General features: G+C 68.9%; 19 protein-coding genes. 6 read left to right on the forward strand and 13 right to left on the reverse strand.

Annotation, left to right across the window (positions count from 1 at the left end):
* Window positions 1-200 precede the first annotated feature (200 nt).
* The 3 genes from AB0I38_RS18165 to cpt all read left to right on the forward strand — a co-directional run bounded on the left by AB0I38_RS18165 (window position 201) and on the right by cpt (window position 3,087).
* A complete protein-coding gene (locus AB0I38_RS18165; RefSeq protein WP_358468695.1) occupies window positions 201-1,157 on the forward strand; it encodes a ParB/RepB/Spo0J family partition protein in 957 nt (318 codons plus the stop codon).
* 354 nt (window positions 1,158-1,511) lie between these two features.
* Window positions 1,512-2,039: a GNAT family N-acetyltransferase gene (locus AB0I38_RS18170; RefSeq protein WP_358468697.1), complete on the forward strand. Its 528-nt coding sequence runs from the start codon at window positions 1,512-1,514 to the stop codon at window positions 2,037-2,039.
* A 421-nt stretch (window positions 2,040-2,460) separates the two neighbouring features.
* The gene (gene cpt / locus AB0I38_RS18175; RefSeq protein WP_358468700.1) at window positions 2,461-3,087 is read left to right on the forward strand and encodes a chloramphenicol phosphotransferase CPT; all 627 of its coding nucleotides are present in this window, start codon (window positions 2,461-2,463) and stop codon (window positions 3,085-3,087) included.
* Window positions 3,088-3,347: 260 nt separating this feature from the next.
* Here the strand turns inward: cpt and AB0I38_RS18180 are convergent, their stop codons facing one another.
* From AB0I38_RS18180 to AB0I38_RS18190, 3 genes are all read right to left on the reverse strand, one after another.
* Window positions 3,348-4,394: a threonine aldolase family protein gene (locus AB0I38_RS18180; RefSeq protein ID WP_358468703.1), complete on the reverse strand. Its 1,047-nt coding sequence runs from the start codon at window positions 4,392-4,394 to the stop codon at window positions 3,348-3,350.
* Window positions 4,395-4,612: 218 nt separating this feature from the next.
* Window positions 4,613-5,569, reverse strand: a complete 957-nt coding sequence (locus tag AB0I38_RS18185) for a D-alanine--D-alanine ligase family protein (RefSeq protein WP_358468706.1) — start codon at window positions 5,567-5,569, stop codon at window positions 4,613-4,615.
* A 147-nt stretch (window positions 5,570-5,716) separates the two neighbouring features.
* On the reverse strand, window positions 5,717-6,949 hold the full coding sequence (locus AB0I38_RS18190; protein WP_358469191.1) for a PLP-dependent aminotransferase family protein: 1,233 nt from the start codon (window positions 6,947-6,949) through the stop codon (window positions 5,717-5,719).
* A 267-nt stretch (window positions 6,950-7,216) separates the two neighbouring features.
* Here AB0I38_RS18190 and AB0I38_RS18195 point away from each other — a divergent pair, with 267 nt between their 5' ends.
* Window positions 7,217-7,834: a GNAT family N-acetyltransferase gene (locus AB0I38_RS18195; RefSeq protein ID WP_358468709.1), complete on the forward strand. Its 618-nt coding sequence runs from the start codon at window positions 7,217-7,219 to the stop codon at window positions 7,832-7,834.
* 151 nt (window positions 7,835-7,985) lie between these two features.
* On the opposite strand, the gene trxA is transcribed toward AB0I38_RS18195, so the two are convergent.
* From trxA to AB0I38_RS18235, 8 genes are all read right to left on the reverse strand, one after another.
* Window positions 7,986-8,300 (reverse strand): thioredoxin, encoded by a 315-nt coding sequence (gene trxA / locus AB0I38_RS18200; protein WP_189122403.1) that lies wholly within the window; start codon window positions 8,298-8,300, stop codon window positions 7,986-7,988.
* A gap of 10 nt (window positions 8,301-8,310) precedes the next feature.
* Window positions 8,311-9,243: a thioredoxin-disulfide reductase gene (trxB, locus tag AB0I38_RS18205; protein WP_358468713.1), complete on the reverse strand. Its 933-nt coding sequence runs from the start codon at window positions 9,241-9,243 to the stop codon at window positions 8,311-8,313.
* Between the two features lie 136 nt (window positions 9,244-9,379).
* On the reverse strand, window positions 9,380-10,252 hold the full coding sequence (locus tag AB0I38_RS18210) for an anti-sigma factor family protein (protein WP_358468716.1): 873 nt from the start codon (window positions 10,250-10,252) through the stop codon (window positions 9,380-9,382).
* Window positions 10,242-10,877, reverse strand: a complete 636-nt coding sequence (gene sigM, locus AB0I38_RS18215; RefSeq protein ID WP_358468719.1) for an RNA polymerase sigma factor SigM — start codon at window positions 10,875-10,877, stop codon at window positions 10,242-10,244. Before sigM ends, AB0I38_RS18210 begins: the two co-directional genes overlap by 11 nt.
* A 15-nt stretch (window positions 10,878-10,892) precedes the next feature.
* A complete protein-coding gene (locus tag AB0I38_RS18220; RefSeq protein WP_358468721.1) occupies window positions 10,893-12,407 on the reverse strand; it encodes a protein kinase family protein in 1,515 nt (504 codons plus the stop codon).
* Window positions 12,408-12,572: 165 nt separating this feature from the next.
* On the reverse strand, window positions 12,573-14,186 hold the full coding sequence (murJ, locus tag AB0I38_RS18225; protein ID WP_358468724.1) for a murein biosynthesis integral membrane protein MurJ: 1,614 nt from the start codon (window positions 14,184-14,186) through the stop codon (window positions 12,573-12,575).
* Window positions 14,183-16,318: a DUF6049 family protein gene (locus tag AB0I38_RS18230; protein ID WP_358468727.1), complete on the reverse strand. Its 2,136-nt coding sequence runs from the start codon at window positions 16,316-16,318 to the stop codon at window positions 14,183-14,185. The genes murJ and AB0I38_RS18230 overlap by 4 nt, the downstream gene beginning before the upstream one ends.
* 47 nt (window positions 16,319-16,365) lie before the next feature.
* Complete coding sequence (locus AB0I38_RS18235; protein ID WP_358468730.1) at window positions 16,366-16,887, reverse strand: aminoacyl-tRNA deacylase; 522 nt, start codon at window positions 16,885-16,887, stop codon at window positions 16,366-16,368.
* Window positions 16,888-17,032: 145 nt separating this feature from the next.
* Between AB0I38_RS18235 and AB0I38_RS18240 the strand changes: the two genes are divergently transcribed.
* Window positions 17,033-18,442 (forward strand): CCA tRNA nucleotidyltransferase, encoded by a 1,410-nt coding sequence (locus AB0I38_RS18240; RefSeq protein ID WP_358469194.1) that lies wholly within the window; start codon window positions 17,033-17,035, stop codon window positions 18,440-18,442.
* Window positions 18,443-18,542: 100 nt separating this feature from the next.
* Here AB0I38_RS18240 and AB0I38_RS18245 read toward each other — a convergent pair whose 3' ends face one another.
* Window positions 18,543-19,829, reverse strand: coding sequence for an MFS transporter (locus AB0I38_RS18245; RefSeq protein WP_358468733.1), 1,287 nt, complete (start codon window positions 19,827-19,829; stop codon window positions 18,543-18,545).
* Between the two features lie 106 nt (window positions 19,830-19,935).
* Here AB0I38_RS18245 and idi point away from each other — a divergent pair, with 106 nt between their 5' ends.
* The gene (idi, locus tag AB0I38_RS18250) at window positions 19,936-20,535 is read left to right on the forward strand and encodes an isopentenyl-diphosphate Delta-isomerase (RefSeq protein WP_358468736.1); all 600 of its coding nucleotides are present in this window, start codon (window positions 19,936-19,938) and stop codon (window positions 20,533-20,535) included.
* Window positions 20,536-20,593: 58 nt separating this feature from the next.
* Here the strand turns inward: idi and AB0I38_RS18255 are convergent, their stop codons facing one another.
* Window positions 20,594-21,673: an inositol-3-phosphate synthase gene (locus AB0I38_RS18255; protein ID WP_358468739.1), complete on the reverse strand. Its 1,080-nt coding sequence runs from the start codon at window positions 21,671-21,673 to the stop codon at window positions 20,594-20,596.
* Window positions 21,674-21,678: the final 5 nt, after the last annotated feature.

Genomic DNA, 21,678 nt, shown 5'->3' on the forward strand with positions numbered 1-21,678 from the left:
CCGCACACGGTCGGATGACGACGGTGGAAGTCTGGGCGGATAGGGGGCCGGGGGCGCAGTTGGGAGGCCGACGGGCGTGTATATGTGTTGATGGTGTAAATCCGGCGCAACCGCGTGTGGCGAGGAGGCGCCGTGTCGCGTTGACGACGGTAACCTCTCCTGGAGTGACCGGAATCAGCCGGGGTGGATGAGGAGACGTAGTGAGCCAGCAGCGGCGGGGATTGGGGAAGGGGCTCGGGGCGCTCATCCCGACCGGTCCCATTGTTGACGGCACCGGCACGGCGGTTGCCACCAACGGTGCGGGAGAGACCAGCCCCCAGCCGATTGCCGGCGCGTACTTCAAGGAGATATCCCTCAGCGCCATCGTGCCCAACCCGCGCCAGCCACGTGAGGTGTTCGACGAGGAGCGCCTCAAGGAGTTGGCGGCGTCCATCTCCGAGGTCGGTCTGCTCCAACCGATCGTCGTGCGATCCGTCGGCGGTGGCCGGTATGAGCTCATCATGGGGGAGCGGCGCTGGCGCGCGTGCCAGCTTGCCGAGCTCGATCCTGTTCCGGCGATCGTCCGCAACACCATGGACAACGATCTCCTCCGTGACGCCCTCATCGAGAACCTGCAGCGGGAGCAACTCAACGCCCTGGAAGAGGCCGCCGCCTACCAGCAACTGCTGGACGACTTCCAGGCCACCCACGACCAACTCGCCCAGAAGGTCGGCCGCTCCCGCTCCCACATCACCAACACCCTGCGCCTGCTGAATCTCCCTCCGGAAGTCCAACTCCGCGTCGCCGCCGGCACCATCAGCGCCGGCCATGCCCGCGCACTCCTCGGCCTCGACAGCCAGGAGGAGCAGATCCAGCTCGCGAAGCGCATCGTCGCCGAGCTTCTTTCCGTCAGAGCGGTCGAAGAGATCGTCGCGCTCGGGAGCTCCAAGGCGGCCCAGAACGCCCCCCGTGAGCGCAAGCCGAACAAGCCCGTCGCTCCTGGTCTGACCCACCTGGCGGATCGGCTCTCCGATCACTTCGAGACCAAGGTCAAGGTCGACCTGGGTCGCCGCAAGGGGCGCATCGTCGTGGAGTTCGCCACGATCGACGACCTTGAGCGCATCATCGGCACCATGGCCCCCGAGGCGGCGCATGCCATGCGGGAGTCCGAAGGCTGACATGTTTCACGTGAAACCGCGCCGTGTTTCACGTGAAACCGTCACGCTCACCTTGCTACCCCTCGGCGTCCCACTACAGGTGTCCGCCATCGGCGCTTGGGCGAGCGCCCCGCGTGACGTTATGCTCGCCCGCCTGTTCCGCGATCACACGCCGGTGAGCATGCGTGGCGCGCTACAGGACGCGATCGCGACGCTGCCGGCCTTCCTGTGTCCCTCTCCGGAAAGCGCGGGTCCTCCTAGGCCACCTGGTCGATCTGCAGCCGGTGCGTTGCTCCAGAAAACCCGTTGCCAGCCGGGATCCGAGCTGCTGTCGTGGCTCCTGCCACTCTTTGATGGACGAACGGAGTACATATCTTGCTGACCGGAGATCTCGTACGGCTGCGCCCCATGGAGCCCTCTGACGCGACGGCCCACCATCGCTGGAACCACGATCCCGACGTGATGCAGTGGTTCGCCCACAGCTATCCGGTAAGCAGGGAGCGGTTCGTCGACGAGTACGCCGACCGCCCGAAGAACTCCTACGAACGCACCGTGCTCGGCATCGAGACTCTCGCCGACGACCGTCTGATCGGTCTGGTGGTGCTCAGTGGCGCAGAGCCGGAGACCGGCGGCGCCGAGCTCGACATCTACATCGGCGAGAAGGACTGCTGGGGCAACGGCTACGGCACCGAAGCCATCCGCCTGATCTGCCGCTACGGCTTCGACGCGATGCGCCTGCACCGGATTGAGCTGTGGGTTGCGGACGAGAACGCGGCAGCCATCCGCGTGTACCAGAAGGTCGGCTTCGTCGAGGAGGGCCGCGCCCGTGACACTCTCCGCAGAAAGGGCCGATGGCATGACATGGTCCTCATGAGCCTGCTGGAGGGCGAGCTCAAGGATTGAACGCGAGCGCAAATCAGCCGGACCACGAGAACGCTCGGCCAGGCTGCCCCAGCCGAGCATTCTCGCTAGCGATCCAGCGTGGAAGACAAGCCACAGCCACCGAGACAGGCGTTCACGATCGGCGCTCTAGTCACCCGCGGCGCGAGCGGCGCAGCGTCGCCGCGCGGCAGGCAGAGCCGCGCAGTATCGCCGCCGCGGTCCCGGGCACCGCCTCCGACGCCGCAGTCCGCCTAGCGAGGATCCGTACGCAGACTGGGGGCAGAGCACGGTGTCCTGGTGCCGCGTTCACAGGTGGTGTGAAGCGGATCGAGGGAGCCGGGGCTGGGTGGACCTACCCGTCGGCTTCAAGAGGGCTGAGCAGGGGGATGCTGCGCGTTGGGCGGGGAGAGACGGGCTGGATCGAGTAGCCAGTCGTGGCCTGGTGCTGCGACCACGATCTTCGGGTTGTTGCAGACGGAGTGGTGCCCGCCGAAATCCGTTTTCGTTTCTGCTGGGCCGCCCCTACTGTGGCGCCGTGATGACTCAGATGATCCTGCTCAATGGCGGTTCCAGCTCAGGGAAGTCCGGGATCGCCCGGTGCCTGCAGGCGGTCCTGCCGGATCCATGGCTGGCCTTCGGGGTCGACACACTGATCCAGGCGATGCCCGCGTCAATGCGCACATCGGATGCGGGGATCGAGTTCGCGCCGGATGGTGAGGTGATCGTCGGGCCTGAGTTCCGGGTGCTGGAAGCGGCCTGGATCGACGGGATCGCCGCGATGGCACGAGCGGGTGCCCATGTCATCGTCGATGAGGTCTTCCTCGGTGGAGCGGCGTCCCAGCAGCGGTGGCAGCAGGCGGTGGGTGAGCTGCACGTGCTGTGGGTCGGCGTCAGGTGTGAGAGTGCGATCGCGGCGGCCCGCGAGATCGCGCGAGGCGACCGGGTTCCTGGGATGGCCGTGTCACAGGCAGATGTGGTTCACCGGGGAGTGTTCTACGACCTGGAGGTGGACACCACGCATAGCGAGTCAATGGAGTGCGCGCGGACCATCGCTGCTCAGATCAAGTGATAGATCGCGCGGCTGCCTTGCGTCGCGTCTGGTGCCGCACCGTCTGGTGCCGCACCGTCTGGTGCCGCACCGTCTGGTGCCGCACCGTCTGACGTCGCACCGTCTGACGTCGCACCGTCTGACGTCGCACCGTCGCGGGTGACGGTGTCAGCCGCAGGAACGTCAACGTCGAGCCGAGTGGCGCCATGGTGGCAAGAGGTTGAGGGAGCGAAAGGGAGGTCGGTGGATCGTGCGTGTTTCACGTGAAACCGCGAGAGAGGTCAGGAGGAAAGCGCCTTGCGGATGTCGGTGAGGAAGTCGTCGATGTGCTCGGGCGTGGTGTCGAAGGCGGTCATCCAGCGGACGATGCCGGCGGCCTCGTCCCAGTGGTGGAAGAGATAGCGCTCCTGAAGCGCCGCTGCCGCCGCTGCGGGAAGTGCGGCGAAGACGGCGTTGGACTGCACCGGGTAGGCGATGGTGACCCCCGGAACGCCGCTCAGGCCCGCGGCCAGCCGACCGGCCATCTGGTTGGCGTGATCGGCGTTGCCGCGCCAGAGGTCGTCGGTGAGGAGAGCCGAGAGCTGAGCCGAGATGAAGCGCATCTTCGAGGCCAACTGGAGGGATTGACGCCGCAGGAACGGCACGGCGTGGGCCAGCGAGCCGTCGAGTACCACCACCGCCTCGGCCGCCAGGGCGCCGTTCTTGGTGCCGCCGAAGCTGAAGACGTCGACCCCGACATCGGTGGTGATCGTGCTCAGGTCACATGAGAGGTACGCGGCGGCGTTGGCCAGGCGGGCACCGTCCACGTGCAGACGCAGGCCAGCGTCGTGGGCGGTCTTGGCCAGGGCCGCGATCTCGTCGGGGGAGTAGCAGGTGCCGAGTTCGGTGACCTGGGAGATGGAGACGACGCTCGGCTGCGACTCGTGGTGGCTGCCCAGCGCGCCCAGGCGGCCGGTGATGTCATGGGGCCGCAGCTTGCCGTTCTCCGTGGGAACGGTGACGAGCTTGGCGCCGAGAAGTCGTTCGGTCGCGCCCGTCTCGTGTGTCGCTATGTGGGCGGTGTCGGCACAGATGATGGCGTCGTACCGGCCGAGCATGAGGGCCAGCCCGACCATGTTGGCGCCCGCGCCGTTGAGCACGGCGAAGCCCTCCGCGCCGGTGCCGAAGGTGTCCTTGATCTGGCTCTCGAAGACGGCGGTCCACCGGTCGTCTCCGTAGGCGAGGGCGTCGCCCTGGTTCGCGGCGGTCATGGCTTGGAGGACGGCAGGGTGTACGCCGGCGTGGTTGTCGCTGGCGAAGCTCTTCGGATATGTCGAATCGATCAGCACACCGAAAGGCTACTTATCCCCGGGACAACCACCCGCGGCACCCGTCAAACCGGCGGCGTCACATCGGAGACGAAGCACCGGCGGCAAAGCACTGCTGGCGTTCCACAGCTGGCGGGCGACGATGCAGCTGACCAGTGCAGGCGAGCAACACAGGTGGCCGATGCAGGCGACCGATGGCGGGCCACCGGGTGGTGAACCGCCGGCGGCGGGGGCAGAGGTCAGGCGCGGGCGCGCGCGGCCGCGTTGTGGAGGAGGATGCGGCACAGGTCGCCGAGGTCCTGCCCGGCGGCCTCGGCCGCCATCGGGAGGAGGCTGGTCTCGGTCATGCCGGGGGCGACGTTGACCTCGAGGAAGTGCGGCTGGCCGGAGGCATCGACGATGAGATCGGTGCGAGAGATGTCGCGCAGGCCGAGCGCCGTGTGCGCGGTGACCGCGGTCTGCGCGCAGGCGGCGGCCGCGTCGGGGGAGAGGCGGGCCGGGGCGAAGAACTCGGTGTGCCCGGCCGTGTAGCGGGCGGCGTAATCGTAGACCCCCTCGTCGGGGACGATCTCGACGGCGGGCAGCGCGATGGGCCCATTGCCGAGGTCGACGACCGACACCGCCACCTCGACACCCTCAACGTAGCGTTCGATCAACGCCGTGTCGCCGTAGGCGAAGCAGCCGACCATCGCGGCGGGCAGCTCCTCGGCGGTGCGCACGATGGAGGCGCCGAGCGCGGAGCCGCCCCGGGCGGGCTTGACGAAGAGGGGCAGGCCGAGCTGCGCCACGATGCGGCCGAGCACCATGGTGGCGCCGAGGTCGTGGAACGTCTCCTTGGGCAGCGTGACCGACTCGGGGGTGACCAGGCCGACCGAGCGGACGACGGCCTTGGCGGTGGGCTTGTCGAACGCGACCCGGCAGGCGTCGGGGTCGGCGCCGACATAGGGGACGTTGAGCAGCTCCAGCACGGAGCGGATCGCGCCGTCCTCGCCCGCGCCGCCGTGCAGGGTGACGAAGACGGCGTCCGGCGGGTCGGCGAGGATCGACGGGACGAGCGACGCGTCGGTGTCGCGGGCCTCGACGTCGACGCCTGCCGCGCGCAGCACCTCGCTCACCCGGCGACCGGAGCGCAGGGACACCTCACGCTCGTACGAGAGGCCGCCGGCCAGCACGAGCACGTGGCCCAGATCGCTCATTGCATCTCCTCCGCTGATGGAACGCTGTCCAACCGTACCGGCGTCGGGGACGGATGGGTGCACACCAGGCGCATTCCCCAGTGTCAGGCCGTCGAAATGTAACGGCCGACGCCCCCCTCGTGGGTGGACGCCGGCCGTACGGAAAAGTCAGGCCAGGTCGGGCCCGGGAGTGTCCACACCGGCGTGGCCGCGGGCGGATCCGGTGCCGAACGTGTCGCGCAGCTGGATCTCCTGCTCGATCACTCCGGCCAGCCGGCGCACCCCTTCGCGGATGCGCTCGGGCTCGGGGAAGCAGAACGACAGCCGCATCTGCCGCGCACCGCTGCCGTCGGAGAAGAACCCGGTGCCCGGGACGAACGCCACCCGCTCGGCCACCGCCCGCGGCAGGATCGCCTTGGAGTCGAGGCCTTCGGGCAGAGTCACCCAGACGAAGAACCCGCCGGCGGGGCGGGTCCAGGTGACCTCGGGCGGCATCAGCGCCTCAAGCGAGTCGAGCAGCGCGTCGCGCCGCTCGCGGTAGAGCTCCTTGAACGACTTGATCTGCTCCCGCCACGGCTGAGTGGTGAGGTACTGGCCGACGGCCAGTTGGGTGAACGACGAGTGCGACAGCACGGCTGACTCCATGGCCAGCACGAGCTTGTCGCGGATGGCGTGCGGCGCGAGCGCCCAGCCGACCCGGAACCCAGGGGCGAGCGTCTTGGAGAACGACCCCAGATAGACCACGCCGTCGGCGTTGTCGGCGCGGAGCGCGCGCATGGGCTCGCCGTCGAAGCCGAGCAGGCCGTACGGGTTGTCCTCGACGATAAGCACGCCGGCCCGCTGGCAGATGTCGAGCACCTGCTGACGCCTGGCCACGTTGAGTGTGACGCCGGCCGGGTTGTGGAAGGTCGGGATCGTGTAGAGGAACTTGATCGGCGCCCCGGCGGTCTCCAGCGCGTAGATGGTCTGCGCCAGCGATTCGGGCACGATGCCCTGATCGTCCATGGCGATATGCACCACTTTGGCCTGATAGGCGGCGAATGTGCCCAGGGCGCCCACGTACGTGGGCCCTTCGGCCAGTACGACGTCACCCGGGTCGATGAAGATCCGGGTGATCAGGTCGAGGGCCTGCTGTGAACCGACGGTGACGACGACGTCGTTCGCCCCGGCGTGTATTCCCTCCAGGCGCATGACCTCGCAGATCTGCTCGCGCAGGTGCGGATCGCCCTGGCCCGAGCCGTACTGCAGCGCGACCGGGCCGCGCCGGGTCACCAGGTCGGAGACCAGCTCGCCGACCATGTCGAGAGGGAGGGCCGTGACGTACGGCATGCCGCCGGCGAGCGAGACCACCTCGGGTCTGGACGCGACGGCGAAAAGAGCTCGGATCTCGGAGGCGACCATCCCGGTAGCTCGTGCGGCGTACCGATCGACGTAGGCGTCGATCCGCGACCCTTGAGTCGCGGGCGTTTGACCGTGATCCTGCTCTGCTGTCACGGTCCACCTCCTGTCTCAGGTAGAGCTGAGATACCAGATTACGCCAGTCCGACATGTCGCCCATGACGGGGCTGGAGCGCCGTGGTATCCGCTGGTGGCACCATCACTGGGCTACGATGCCAGCTGGGGACGTGGTTTTCGCGCGCTTTTCCGGGTCAACGATTGGGGCCGTAGTTGTCGCGTCGGCTGGTCAACATCACCCTGGACAATCTGGACGATCTGCCGCGCCGCTGCCGGCGGTGCGTCTTCTGGGAGCTCGACCCCGTCGGGGGCGAGCGCGCGGTCGACTCAGGCGATCCGGGGCTGGAGAAAGAAGCGTGGATCTCCGGCACGCTGCTCGAATGGGGCAGCTGCGGGAAGGTCGTCTACGTCGACGGAGTGCCCGCCGGATTCGTCCTCTACAGCCCGCCTCTCTACACGCCGCGCTCCCTGGCCTTCCCCACCTCGCCGGTCAGTGCCGACGCGGTCCTGCTGATGACGGCGCACATCATCCCCGAGTTCTCCGGCGGCGGGCTGGGCCGGATGCTGATCCAGGGCGTGGCCAAGGACCTCACGCGGCGCGGGGTGAAGGCCATCGAGGCGTTCGGCGACCTCAAGTGGGAGGAGCCGAGCTGCGTCGTGCCCGCCGAATATTTGCTTTCGGTGGGATTCAAAACGGTCCGACCGCATTTGCGGTTCCCGCGGCTGCGGCTGGAGCTCAAGACCGCCGTCTCGTGGCGTGAGGACGTCGAGGTGGCCCTGGAACGCCTTCTTGGGTCCATGAGCCCGGAACGCGCCCTTCGCCCCGTCTGACGTCTCTCAAGGGCGTCTCTCAAGGGCGTCGCTGAAGGGCGTCTTCCAAGGGCGTTCCTCAAGGGCGTCCTCCCCGTACAGGATCCGAGTGCATGCGAAAGCCCCCTGCGACGGCAGGGGGCTTTCGCGGTGAGTGCGGCGGAGCGGCGGCCTAGATGATGCCGTCGAGCTCCCTCAGCAGCATGGCCTTCGGCTTGGCGCCGATGATCTGCTTGACGACCTCTCCACCCTTGAAGACGTTCATCGTGGGGATCTGGAGCACACCGTAGTCACGCGGAACGTTGGGGTTCTCGTCGATGTTGAGCTTGACGATCTCCAACTTGTCGCCGTGCTCCTTGGCGATCTCCTCAAGGATGGGCGCCACCTGACGGCACGGGCCACACCACTCGGCCCAGAAGTCGACCAGAACGGGCTTGTCGCTCTTGAGGACCTCAGCCTCGAACGTGGCGTCGGTTACTGCCTTCACGGTGCGCTCCTTAACTCTCGTTGTTGGCCAGCCAGCGCTCGGAGTCGAGCGACGCCGCGCAGCCGGTGCCGGCCGCGGTGATGGCCTGGCGGTAGGTGTGGTCGACGACGTCACCCGCGGCGAACACGCCGTCGATGTTGGTCGCGGTGCTCGGCGCCGCCACCTTGATGTACCCCTCGTCGTCGAGATCGATCTGGCCCTTGACGAGTTCGGTACGGGGGTCGTGGCCGATCGCCAGGAACAGCGCGTCGGTGGCCAGCTCGCACTTCTCGTCGGTCTTGATGTTGCGCAGCTTCACCGCCTCGACCCTGCTGTCGCCCAGGACGTCGACGACCTCGCTGTCCCAGACAAAACGGATCTTGTCGTTGGCGAACGCCCGCTCCTGCATGATCTTGCTGGCGCGCAGCTCGTCGCGACGGTGCACGACGGTGACCATGCGGCCGAACCGGGTGAGGAACGTGGCCTCCTCCATCGCCGTGTCACCGCCGCCGACGACCACGATGTCCTTGTTGCGGAAGAAGAAGCCGTCACAGGTGGCACACCATGAGACGCCGCGGCCGGACAGCCGCTTCTCGTTCTCCAGACCGAGCTCCCGGTAGCCGGAGCCCATCGCCAGGATGACCGACTTGGCGTAGTAGGTGTCGGAGTAGGTCTTGATGACCTTGGGGTTGGCTTCGAGGTCGACCTCGACCACGTCGTCCGCGACCAGCTCGGCGCCGAACCGCTCTGCCTGCTTGCGCAGGTTGTCCATCAGGTCGGGGCCCATGATGCCGTCGGGGAAGCCGGGGAAGTTCTCCACGTCGGTGGTGTTCATCAGGGCGCCACCGGCGGTGACCGACCCCTCGAAGACCAGTGGTTTGAGCTCGGCGCGGGCCGAGTAGACCGCCGCGGTGTAGCCTGCGGGGCCCGACCCAATGATGATCACGTTACGAACGTCGCTCAACGCTCCCACGCCTTCCTCGTCTGTGGTTGCCAGTGGCGTCAACAGATCCTAGGCCGCCGTGATTCCCGTGCCTTCACCACCACGCTCCGACAACCGAAAGAGCCCGCCTAGGCGGGCTCTGACGTGGGGGTATTCGTTACCAGCGGCCGAGCATCGGCTTGCGCAGGTTCTTGCAGTTGAACGGATCGACGATGTCGATCCGCAGCCTGCCGGACGCCTTGTCCTTCCAGGACGCCACGATGATGGCCTCCTGACCGTTGTACTGGCCCTGGTCCACGGCGTACGTCGTGAGCTTGGAACGCGTGGCCACCTTGCTCACACACGTGTCGACCTTGTCGACGTCGGGAGAGCCGCCGTTGATGATCGGCGCGGGGGCCAGGAAGCCCTCAAGAGGCTGGCGCAACTCCTGATCGCTGTAGTTGTGGCCGCTGTCGGTCAGAGCGTAGGCCCTGGCCCTGGTCTCTTCCCTGGTCGGCGACGGCGCGTCGGCTTCGAACACCAGGTCGGGCCCGCCGCCACCGGAGGCGAGCAGCCCGCTTGAGACCACCGCGGTGCCCACCACGGCCGCAGCCGCGGCAGCCGCCACCGCAGGCATCGCCCACCGGCGACGTCGTGCGGCCCGGCGGCCCGCTGGGACGATCGTGCCGTCTTCGGCGACCACCCCCAGCCGCGCGGGCTCGGGCGCCTCGGCCGGTCGCTCCCATGGGGAGTCCCGCATGAGCCTGTCCCAGTCAGGTGCCTCCGCGAGGCCCACTCCACCCCGCCGCGCCCCGTGGGACTCGGCTTCAGCGGCGAGCGCCTTGTCGATGCGTAGCGCGACACCCATCGGCATGGCCGGTGTGGGAGTCGCCGCGAGCACCTCGCGAACCGCTGCCAGGTCGGCCAGTCGCTCCCCACAGGGGTCGCATACCGCGAGATGCTCGCGGACCTGGCGGGCCGTGCCAGCGTCTAGGAGATCCTCGGCAAGCTCTGCCAGGACGTCCAGATCGTAGTGCGTATCACCCGTCACGAAGTTCTGCTCCCTTCGCGGATGAGACGCGACTGAGGTCTGATCGGTTCCGCAGATGCGAAAGAATTGGGGCAAGTTTCGCGCGCCCCCGCGCGCACCGGCTCTTCACCGTCCCACTGGGCACGTCGAGCACCTGAGCTGCGTCTTCGACCGAGTAGCCCATCATGTCGACCAGGACGAGCGCCGCTCTCTGATCGGTGGGCAGCAGTTTCAGGGCGGCCGAAACCTCCATCGAGACCTCGCGTTCGACGGTCTGGTCGGGCAGTGGGCTCTCGCGTTCGGCGGCCTCGATGAGCTCGTCGTCGGCCACGGGCCTGATGGACTTGCGGCGCATCCGGTCGAGGCACGCGTTGACGACGATGCGGTGCAGCCAGGTGGTGACCGCCGCCTCGCCGCGGAAGGTGCCGGCCTTGCGATAGGCGGACACGAACGCGTCCTGGACCGCGTCGGCGGCCTCGTCGGGGTCGCCGAGGGTGCGCAGGGCGACGGCCCACATGCGGTCGCGGTGCCTCTTGACGATTTCGCCGAAGGCGTGTGGATCCCCGTTGATGTGCGCGGTCAGCAGGTCGGCGTCGCTGACAGCCGGCCGATCCGCGGGAGAAGGTGTCTCGGGTGGGGAGTTCACAAGAGGGATTCCTGGTTATGCCGATCCGGGAGAATGCACCACTACTTCATAGATGGTGCCATGAAACTTGCCCGCATCTGCCGGAAGGCGCGTAAACCAGATCAAAACGTACTGGCCGGTTGCGGCTTGATCAGGAGTAAGAGTGATCTTGCCTGAGGCGTCCTTCGCCTTGGCCACGGTCTTGAGCGAGGAGAGCTCCGCCTTGTTGCCGACCTTCAGCTCCACGGTCGCCCCCGGCGCGTCGGCCAGCGTGGCGACCACGTCGCTGATCTGCATGGACTTGCCCATGTCGAGGAGCAGGCCCACGCCGGCCTTGAGATTGCCCAGGTCGGCGCTGTTGTAGTTATCGGTCTTCCAGAACGTGCTGGGCTTGCCGTCGATCGTCAGGTGCGCGAGCTCCTGCTTCTCCTCGCGGTCGCCGAGCGGGTCGAAGCCGCTGGCCTCTTCGGCCTTGACGGTCTGCGGCTGGGTGGAGGGCTTGGCACTCGGCGTCGTCGAGGCGTCGCTGGCCTCCGGCGTGCTCGGGCTGCCCAGGCTGCGGCCGATCGTCCAGGCGCCCACGCCGACCGCGGCGATGACCAGCAGCACCACGACGGTCATCAGCACCCGGTTGAGGACGCTGCCGCCGTGGGAGGGCACGTGGTGGCGCTGCATGGTCGGGCGCGGCGGCGGCGCCGCGGGCCGCCGCTCGGTGTCGAGTCCCTCGGAAGGGGACGCCGCCGGCACCGAGGGAGGAGTCTGGGGATAGGAGATGGGGATCGGCATCGGCCGGGCCACGCCGGCCAGCGCCTCGGCGACCTCGGCCGGGCTGGTCAGCGGGCCCTGCCCCCGGCGCGCCTCGGGCAGGCAGGCTCTGACCGTGACCGTCTCCAGGTAGCTGGGCACCCCGGCGGTGACCTGGCGGGGCGTGCAGAAGTGCCCGTCGTTCATGGGAGCGGCCGGCAGGCCGTGCTCCTCCTCGTCGCCGGGCCAGTGGCCGGTCAGTCCGGCGTAGAGCAACCGGCCCAGGCCCTCGGCGTCGTCGAGGGCGGGCTGGTCGGTGGTGAGCCCGGCCAGGGCCGCGTCGACCGCGACGCCCAGCACCTTGACGATGTTGCCGGTGGTCCACACCAGGTGTGCGGGTCGCAGGCACAGGTGGTAGAGGTCGGCCTCGTGGGCGTGGGCGAGCGCTTCGGCGGCCTCGGCGACCAGGCCGGCCGCCCGCTCGGGGTCGAGGGGGCCGGCGGCGAGCAGGTCGGCCAGCGTGTCGCCGGTGACCCACTCGCTGACCACGTAGGAGTAGTCGTCCTCCTGGGCCGCGTCGAAGACCTGGGTCAGGCGCGGGTCGGTGAGCCGGCTGGCCGCCCGGGCCGCGGTGACCACCTCGTGGACACGCGGGAACTCGGGGGCGAAGGTGTGCACGGCGACCGGGCGGGCGAGGATCTCGTCGATCGCCTTCCACAGGGTGGCGCCATCGGATTCGCTGACCCGGTCCTCGAGCCGGAAGCGTTCGGCGAGACGGGTGCCGGGTTCGACGGCAGACGTGCTCACTGACTCACTCCGCTCGGCCGATCGGGTGTGCTAATGACTCGACGCGCCTGCGCGGAGGTGTCCCACGTAGGCATGCTATGCCGGGTGGATCCGCCCACGCGCCTCCTGCTTCCATTCGTGCGTGTCGGAGACCATGCTAGTGCCGCGTTGGTCGGGCCCGCGTTCTTAACGCCCTACCCTCCCGGCGACCATCCCAACGATCGAGTTGACCTCGGGAATGCGCGCCCGGTGGGCGACGGCGAGATACAACAGCATGCCCAGACCGCCGCCGACAGCCAAGATGATCAGAGAATTGAGGAAGTCGAGCTCCCCGAACACCTGCTGGCCGGTCCACACCGCGGCCAGGGCCAGCACGGCGGCGGGCAGAGCCGCGAAATACATCCTGGTCAGCGCCATGCCGACCTCCCAGCCGCCCAGCCCCTGCACCCGTCGGCCGGCCAGCCACCAGGCCACCATCGCGCCCAGGGCGTAGGCGACGGCGTAGGCGAAGGCGAGTCCCATCACGGCGTAGCGGGCGGGCAGCAACTGGTAGAAGACCACCATGAGCACCGCGTTGACCGCGGTCGTGCCCGCGCCGACGAACACCGGCGTGCGGGTGTCGCCGAAGGCGTAGAAGACGCGCAGCAGCAACTGGAAGATCGCGAACGGCACCAGCGCCAGGCCGTACACCTGCAGCACGTTGCCGATGTATTTGGCCGCCTCGACCGAGGTGGCCCCATGGGCGTAGATCGGTACGGTGATCGCCGGGCCGAGCACCATCAGCAGCAGCGACACCGGCACCATCACCGAGCTGATCAGGCGGACACTCGACCCGAACTCTCCGCGTACGTCGTCCAGCCGCCCCTCGGTCACCCCCCGGCTCATCCGCGGCAGCATGGCGGTGATCACCGAGACGCCGATGACGCCGTAGGGCAGCTGGAAGAGCTGGAAGGCGAAGGTGTAGGGGGTGATGCCGTGGCCGGGGACCGCGTCGCCCGCCGCGCTGGACAGGTTGGTGGTCAGCATGAACCCGAGCTGGGTGATGATCACGTAGCCGATGGTCCAGATGCCCGCCCGGCCCATCTCGCCCAGCCGCGCGTTGCGCAGGTCGAAGCGGGGGACGAAGGCGAAACCGACCCGCTTGAGCGCGATGACCAGGACGAGCGCCTGCGCCACGATGCCGGCCGTGGTGCCGAGGCCGAGCAGGGCCAGCTGCCCGTTGGTGACCTTGGAGATGTCGCCGCCGGTCGTGCCGGCGATCACCGCGTAGGCCGCCAGCACGCCGATGACCACGAGGTTGTTGACGACGGGCGCCCACATCGGAGCCGCGAAGCGGTCCCGGGTGTTGAGGATGGCGCCCGCGACCGCTCCGACGCCGAAGAAGGCGAGCTGCGGCAGGATGAACCTGGCCAGCGTCACCGCCACCTCGAACTTACGGGTGCCGGGCTCCCAGTCGGTGGTGTAGAGGTCGATGAGCAGCGGCGCCGCCAGCACCGCCAGCACCGCGACCAGGATCAGCGCGACCGTGGTGATCGTCATCAGCCGTTGCTCGTACGCCCGGCCGCCGTCGGGGTCGTGCTGCTGCGCTCGTACGATCATCGGCACCACGACGCTGCTCAGCACGCCGAGCAGCAGCAGGTCGAGAATGCTGTAGGGGATCGCGTACGCCGCGTTGTAGGCGTCGCCCATCGCCATGGTGCCGATCGCGTAGGCGAGCACCATGGTCCGGACGAAGCCGGTGACCCTGGACACCATCGTGCCCGCGGCCATGATGGCGCTGGCCCGCAGCAAGCGGCTCATACGGTCTCACTTTCCCGTGTCCTGGTGGCTCGCTGCAGGCGTCGCTGCGACCTGCGCCTCAGCACCCGGGTCACGACGGCGGCGAACATGACCGTCAGCGCCGCCCCGACGATCACCAGCGCGATCCCGGTGTAGCCGGTGGTGCGGATCGTCAGCTTCACCGGCTTGCCGTACGGCTTGCCGTCGGCGGTCCTGAGCTGGACGTTGACGGTGGCGTCACCGCTGCCACCGCTCATGGTCGCCTTCATCGGGACCTGGAGGGTGCCGCTCTGCCCGTTGCCTCCGATCACCAGCCGTTTGGGTGCCTGGTAGTCGATCTGCAGCCGCGCGGGGCTGTTGGAGGTGACGTCGATGTCGACCGTGACCTCGTCCGGCAGAGAGTTCTTGACGCTGATGGGCACCACGCCGTCGGCGCCGGCCAGGGTGCGCGGCCGGTCTGGGTCGGCGCCGGTGATCGAGATCTTGTTCATCCGGCTCTGCACCGCGCTGTCGACGATCTTGGTCATCGCGCGGCCGGCCCGCGTCTGGTTGCGCCAGGCGGAGGAGGTCAGCCTGAGCACCGCGGCGTCGAAGTCGGACTGCGGCTTGCCGGTCATGATGCCGGAAGTGAGCTGTGCCCTGCCCGCGACCTCCTTGACCGGGTCGAGGTATTTGGCGCCGAGCTCTTCCTTGCGGTCCTGCTCGGTGTAGGTCAGGCCGGCCCGCGGCACCTGGGTCGTGGCCGGCTTGATCGAGCTGAGCGGGGTGAGCGTCAGCCACGGCAGCTTGGCGGCGGTCTTGAGCAGCGAGGAGACGAGCGTGGGATTGGGGTCCCAGCGCCGCGACGGGGCCATGACCAGCGACCTGGCCTGCGTCTGGCCGGGCTCGGCGGAGATCATCGCCGTCTCGGCGACGAACCGCTGCCTGCTGAGCGCCACCGAGCCGGAGACGCTGGAGTCGGGCTCCAACGCACGGCTCAGCCCCGGGTCGGCGATGAGCGCGGTGACGGGGCCCGCGACGCTGTCGAGCGTCATCGCGGCGTCGGGTGTGTGGCTGACGGGCGGCTGGGGCGGCACATTCGTCGAGTTGAGCAGGACCCTCGTCACACGGGCGACGCCGGGCTTGCCCACGGAGAGCAGGTCGAGCGCGTCGGGGTCGAGCAGGCCGGCGGGCGGCCAGGCGGTGTTCGTCTGCACGTCGGGCTTGAGCAGCTCGCGGGCCTTCTGGCCGCCCAGCTCGATCGCCCGGCCCGTGTGGCTGTCGAAGCCGCGGTGGGCCAGGGCGGCCACGTCGGGGTCGGCGTAGGGGGTGGCCACCACGGGGGAGTTCGCCAGGGCGGAGCGCAGGTCGGTGAGCCACTGGGTGGCGCCGCCGTCGGCAGACTTCTTCTGGAGCCCGTCCTTGGTGCTGACGGAGTACGGCTTGGTCATCGCCTGCGCGTCGTCGAGGAGCGCGGGGTCGACGACCCAGGTGACGTTCTTGGGCGCCGACTTGGCGATGCGGGCCAGGTCGGCGAGCCGGCCCTTGCCGGTCAGGGCCGCGCTCAGCTTGTCGTCGGTGAAGGTGGCGTCGTCGGCGCGATGCGGCTGGTCGATGATCGGCAGGACGACGGCGAGCCGGTTGCGCGGCGGCTTCTGCGGCGTCGGGGGCGCGTACGTGAGCAGCGTGCGCTGCACGCCGAGCGATCGCCAGCCCTGTTGCAGCACTTCGACGGCCACCGGGTAGACGCCGAACGAGTTGAGCTGCAGCTGCGCGGGTGTGCGCGTGATCTCCCAGGTGGCCGACGCGCCCGCCTCCAGCGCGGGGAAGTCCATGCTCGACGAGGTGGAGACGTTGCCCGGGAGCGTCGGAGGGGTCTGGTCGGCCAGGTAGGAGTCGATGGCGGCCCGGTCGGCCAGCCGCTGCGCCGAGTAGCGCAACTGGACCCGCAGGCCGGGCATGGCGGCGCCGGTGTCGTTGCGGATCGTCCCGCTGATCTTGATCTCGTCGGCGGCGCCGGTGGTGTATTCGGGGGTGACGGACGTCACCGTCAGCTCGAGCCCCTGCCGGGCCGTCATCACCGTCGTCGCGGCAGCGGTGTCCGGCGTCGTCGCGACCAAGGGCGCGAGCAACGTGGTGGACAGGGCGGCGAGCACCGTGACCTTACGGATCACGCGTCCGCCTGGGCTGAAGTACGACGCACGCCCGCAATGGTACGGGTTCAGTGCCGCGACGCGACCGCCACACGTGATCCCCTGGGACGTGCGACTGTCAGGTCGACGCTCTTGCCGGGCAGGAGAGTCAGCAGGTCAAGGGCACGTAGGGAGATGGCGGTGTGGCGTTCGCCGGTGGCGGTGAAGATCGGATCCGTGTCCGACCGGAGACGTTCGTCGATCAGCACCCGCAGCTCGCCGGGCAGCAGCAACGGGCTGACCAGCCCGGCCGCGTAGTCGGTGGCGGAGTTGACCAGGAAGGCGGGCGCCGGCCGCACGTTGCGGGCGCCCAGCAGCCAGCCGAGCACCCCGGGCCGGGGCGGCGTGGCCACCGTGGAGACGACGGCGACGACCTCGGTTCGCACCCTGGTGGCGACCTCGAACACCGTGACGGCCACGCACCTTTCGGGTGGTGCGGAGATCATCTCAGGTAGTTCGTCCGCGTGAGTCATAGGACGCGGAAGGCGTACGATCTCATGATGGACCTGGTGTGCGAGGAGCCAGCGGTGGATCGCGAGGGCGTCCTTCATGAACACGCTCCTTCGTTCCTTGGCCCCCGACGGTCCTCTGACCGACGGTAACCCGGACCTGATGTGGCCCGGGGGATATGTTCCGGAATCGAAGGACCTACCCAGCTTGTCCGAGTCAAATCTGACCGAAACCCAGCAGCGGGCCATGAGCGACCTGTTCCGCAAGATCGCTCCCGTGGCCGACGAGCTCGGCCGCCTGTTCGCCACACACGGCTATGAGCTGGCCCTTGTCGGCGGCCCGGTGCGCGACATCCTGCTCGGCCGCGTCGGCAACGATCTCGATCTGACCACCGACGCCCGCCCCGAGCGGGTCCTTGAGCTGGTTAGGGACTGGGCCGATTCCGTCTGGACGATCGGCATCGACTTCGGCACGGTCGGCATCCGCAAGGGCGGCTGGCTGATCGAGATCACCACCTACCGGAGCGAGTCGTACGACCCCAAGTCGCGCAAGCCCGAGGTGATGTACGGCGAGACGCTCGAAGCCGACCTGGAACGGCGCGACTTCGCCGTCAACGCGATGGCCGTGCGGCTGCCCACGCACGAGTTCGTCGACCCCTACGGCGGGCTGACCGACCTGTCGGCCAAGCTGCTGCGCACCCCCGGCAGACCCGAGCGGTCCTTCGAGGACGACCCGCTGCGCATGCTGCGCGCCGCGCGGTTCGCCTCGCAGCTGGGCTTCGCCGTCGACTCCGCCACGGTCGAGGCGATGACGGCGATGGCCGAGCGCATCGAGATCGTCTCCGCCGAGCGGATCCGCGACGAGCTCGACAAGCTGATCTGTGGCGGCAACCCCCGCGAGGGGCTGCGCCTGCTGGTGGAGACCGGGCTGGCCGCCCACGTCCTGCCCGAGCTGCCCAGGCTCCGCCTGGAGATCGACGAGCACCACCGCCACAAGGACGTCTACGAGCACACCCTGACCGTGCTCGACCAGGCCATCGCCCAGGAGGAGGACGGCAAGGCCGACCGGATCCTGCGCTGGGCCGCGCTCCTGCACGACATCGGCAAGCCCAAGACGCGGCGGCACGAGGCGGGCGGGCGGGTCTCCTTCCACCACCACGAGGTGGTGGGGGCGCAGCTGACCAAGAAGCGGATGACCGAGCTCAGGTTCCCCAAGGACGTGGTGGCCGACGTCTCGCGGCTGGTGGAGCTCCACCTGCGCTTCCACGGCTACGGCACGGGGGAGTGGACCGACAGCGCGGTGCGCCGCTACGTCCGCGACGCCGGCCACCTGCTCGACCGCCTGCACAAGCTGACCAGGGCCGACTGCACGACCCGCAACAAGCGCAAGGCCGTGGCCCTGTCGCGCACCTACGACCAGCTGGAGGAGCGCATCGCCCGGCTGGCCGACGAGGAGGAGCTGGCCAAGATCCGCCCGGAGCTCGACGGCAACGAGATCCAGCGCGTCCTGGGCGTGGGGCCGGGGCCGGTCGTCGGGCAGGCGTACAAGTTCCTGCTGGAGCTTCGCCTGGACAAAGGGGTCATCGGCACGGAGGCGGCCACCGAGGCGCTGCTGGATTGGGCCCGCGACCAGGGCTCCACGACCGGCCCGGCGTGACCGGCCCGGTGTGACGGGCATGGGGTGACGGGCCGGACGGCACGGGCTGGACGGCACGGGCTGGACGGCACGGTCAGCGTGACGGGGCCGGACGTGAAGGTCAGCGTGACGCGGGCTCGGTGGCCGAGGTGACCATCCGGTAGCCGGCGGCCGCGACCGGGTAGCCGATCGCGATGATCGCCACCGCCAGGTAGGACTTGCCGTTGGCCGGCAGGATCGCCGCCGCGAGCGCCGCCGCCAGCACGTACATGCCGTTGAAGAGCATGTCGTAGATGGAGAAGGCGCGTCCCAGGTAGGCGTCCTCGACGTCGCGCTGCACGGTGGTGTCGGCGCAGATCTTGACGCTCTGCCCGGCGAGGCCCAGCACGAGCCCGGCCGCCGGCAGCCCCCACGTCTGGAACGGCATCACCAGGACCGCCGTGAGCACGCCGGCGGCGGTCAGCGCGATGGCCACCCACCGCTCGATGGTGAACCGCTCGGTCGCCCACGGTGTGATGAGCACCGCGAAGAAGGAGCCGACGCCGGCGGCGGCCACCACCAGGCTGATCCCGCGCAGCGCCGCGTCGGGGTCGCCGTCGGTGAAGTAGTAGCGGTAGAGGATGATGCCGAGTGCGGTCGCCATGCCGTAGAGGAACCGGTGCGCGGCCATCGCGCCCATCGTGGCGGCGGCGACGCGGTGGCGGCCCAGGTGGCGGACACCGTCGGCGAGACCGACCAGCACGTTGCGCAACGCCTCGCGGGCCTGGGGCCGGTCGGGGTCGTAGGAGGGGCCGAGCAGCGAGCGCTCCATCGTGCGGGCGATCAGCGCGCTGAGCCCGAAGACCACGCCCGAGGTGGCGAGCAGCAGAGCGGTGCCCGCGTTGCCACCGCCGAACACCTCGCGCAGCAGGAACCCCACCCCCGCGCCGACGAACGTCAGCACCGTGCCCGAGGTGGGCGTCACCGCGTTGGCCGCCAACAGCCGGTCGGACGGCACCACATGGGGCAGCGAGGCGCCGAGCGCGGCCAGGAAGAACCGGTTGACGGCGAGGACGCCAAGCGCGGCGACGTAGAACACCGCATCGGGCACGCCGGACGCGACCAGCACGGCCGCGCCGACCAGCAGCACCCCGCGCACCAGCGGTGCGAGCACCAGGATCTGCCGCCGCGACCAGCGGTCGATGAACACCCCGACGAACGGCCCGAGGATGCTGTAGGGCAGCAGCAGCACGGCCAGCCCCGTCGCCACCGCCAGGGCCGTGGTCTGATTCTCGGGGCTGAAGAAGGCGAACCCCACGACGCCGAACTGGAAGATGCCGTCGGAGAACTGGGAGACCAAGCGGGTGCCGAACAGTCGCCGGAAGTCTCGGCCTCTCAGGACCACACGTAGATCGGCGACAAAGGACACCCAGTCAGCCTAGCCCCGTGCCCGCGGTCCGTGGCGCGTGAGAGGTTGGCGCCGCAGGTCCGCGATCGGGTCCGGATCACGCTCATGATCACGTACGCTTCATAGCGTGACGACTGACGAACTCGTGGTGCTGGTCGACGGACAGGGCCACGCGATCGGCACCGCCTCCAAGACCGCGGTGCACGGTCAGCAGACCCCGCTCCATCTCGCGTTCTCCAGCTATGTCTTCGACCACGACGGCCGGGTGCTGCTCACCAGGCGAGCGACCCACAAGCTCACCTGGCCGGGCATCTGGACCAACAGCTGCTGCGGCCATCCGCTGCCCGGCGAGCCTCTTGAGCACGCGGTCGGCCGCCGGCTCTCCTATGAGCTCGGCCTGACCGTCGAGCAGGTCGACCTGATGCTCCCCGGCTTCGCCTATCGAGCGGTCATGGGCAACGGCATCGTCGAGCACGAGCTGTGCCCGGTCTACCGGGCGACGGTCAGCACCCCGGCCATGCCCAACCCCGACGAGGTGGGCGAGATCCTTTGGATGCCGTGGGCCGAGTTCGTGGCGGGTGTGCGGAGCGACCTGCTCGCCATCTCGCCCTGGTGCAAGGAGCAGATCCCCCTGCTGGCCGACCTCGGCCCCGATCCCCTGCGGTGGCCACGGGCCTCGGCCGATGACCTTCCCCCGGCCGCCCGCGTCGCGCACGGGGCCCCGTGACGCGTCCGGCGCCGCGGGAGGCGGCGCCGGGGGAGCGTGCAGACGGTGAGGCCGGAGGTCAGCGCTCGACCTCGCCGCGGATGAACTTCTCCACGTAGTCACGGGCCTCGTCGTCGGAGTGCTGCACCGGCGGAGACTTCATGAAGTAGGAGGAGGCGCTCAGGATCGGGCCACCGATGCCCCGGTCGAGGGCGATCTTGGCGGCGCGGACCGCGTCGATGATGATGCCGGCCGAGTTGGGAGAGTCCCACACCTCGAGCTTGTACTCCAGGTTGAGCGGGGTGTCGCCGAACGAGCGGCCCTCCAGGCGGATGTAGGCCCACTTGCGGTCATCGAGCCACGGCACGTGGTCGGACGGCCCGATGTGCACGTCGGCCTTGCTCATCTCGTGCGGGATCTGCGACGTGACCGACTGCGTCTTGGAGATCTTCTTGGACTGGAGGCGCTTGCGCTCCAGCATGTTCATGAAGTCCATGTTGCCGCCGAAGTTGAGCTGGTAGGTGCGCAGCAGCTCGACCCCGCGGTCCTCGAACAACTTGGCCAGGACGCGGTGCGTGATGGTGGCGCCGACCTGCGACTTGATGTCGTCGCCGATGATCGGCACACCGGCCTCGGTGAACTTCTCGGCCCACTCGGGGTCGGAGGCGATGAACACCGGCAGCGCGTTGACGAACGCCACCTTGGCGTCGATGGCGCACTGGGCGTAGAAACGGTCGGCCTCCTCGGACCCCACCGGCAGGTAGGAGATCAGGACGTCGACCCGGTTGTCGCGGAGCACCCGCACCACGTCGACGGGCGCCTCGTCGGACTCCTCGATGATCTCGGAGTAGAACTCACCCAGCCCGTCGAAGGTATGGCCTCGCTGCACGGTCACCCCCGTCGGGGGCACATCAGTGATCTTGATGGTGTTGTTCTCGCTGGCGACGATCGCCTCGGACAGATCGCGGCCGACCTTCTTGGCGTCCACGTCGAAGGCGGCGACGAACTCGACGTCGCCCACGTGGTAGTCGCCGAACTTCACGTGCATCAGGCCCGGTACCCGGATGTCCGGGTCGGCGTCCTTGTAATAGTGAACGCCCTGGACCAGCGACGCCGCGCAGTTGCCGACACCGACAATGGCCACGCGAACCGAACCCATCGCAC

Source organism: Nonomuraea cavernae (assembly GCF_040655715.1).
GTDB classification, from domain to species: Bacteria; Actinomycetota; Actinomycetes; order Streptosporangiales; family Streptosporangiaceae; genus Nonomuraea; species Nonomuraea cavernae_A.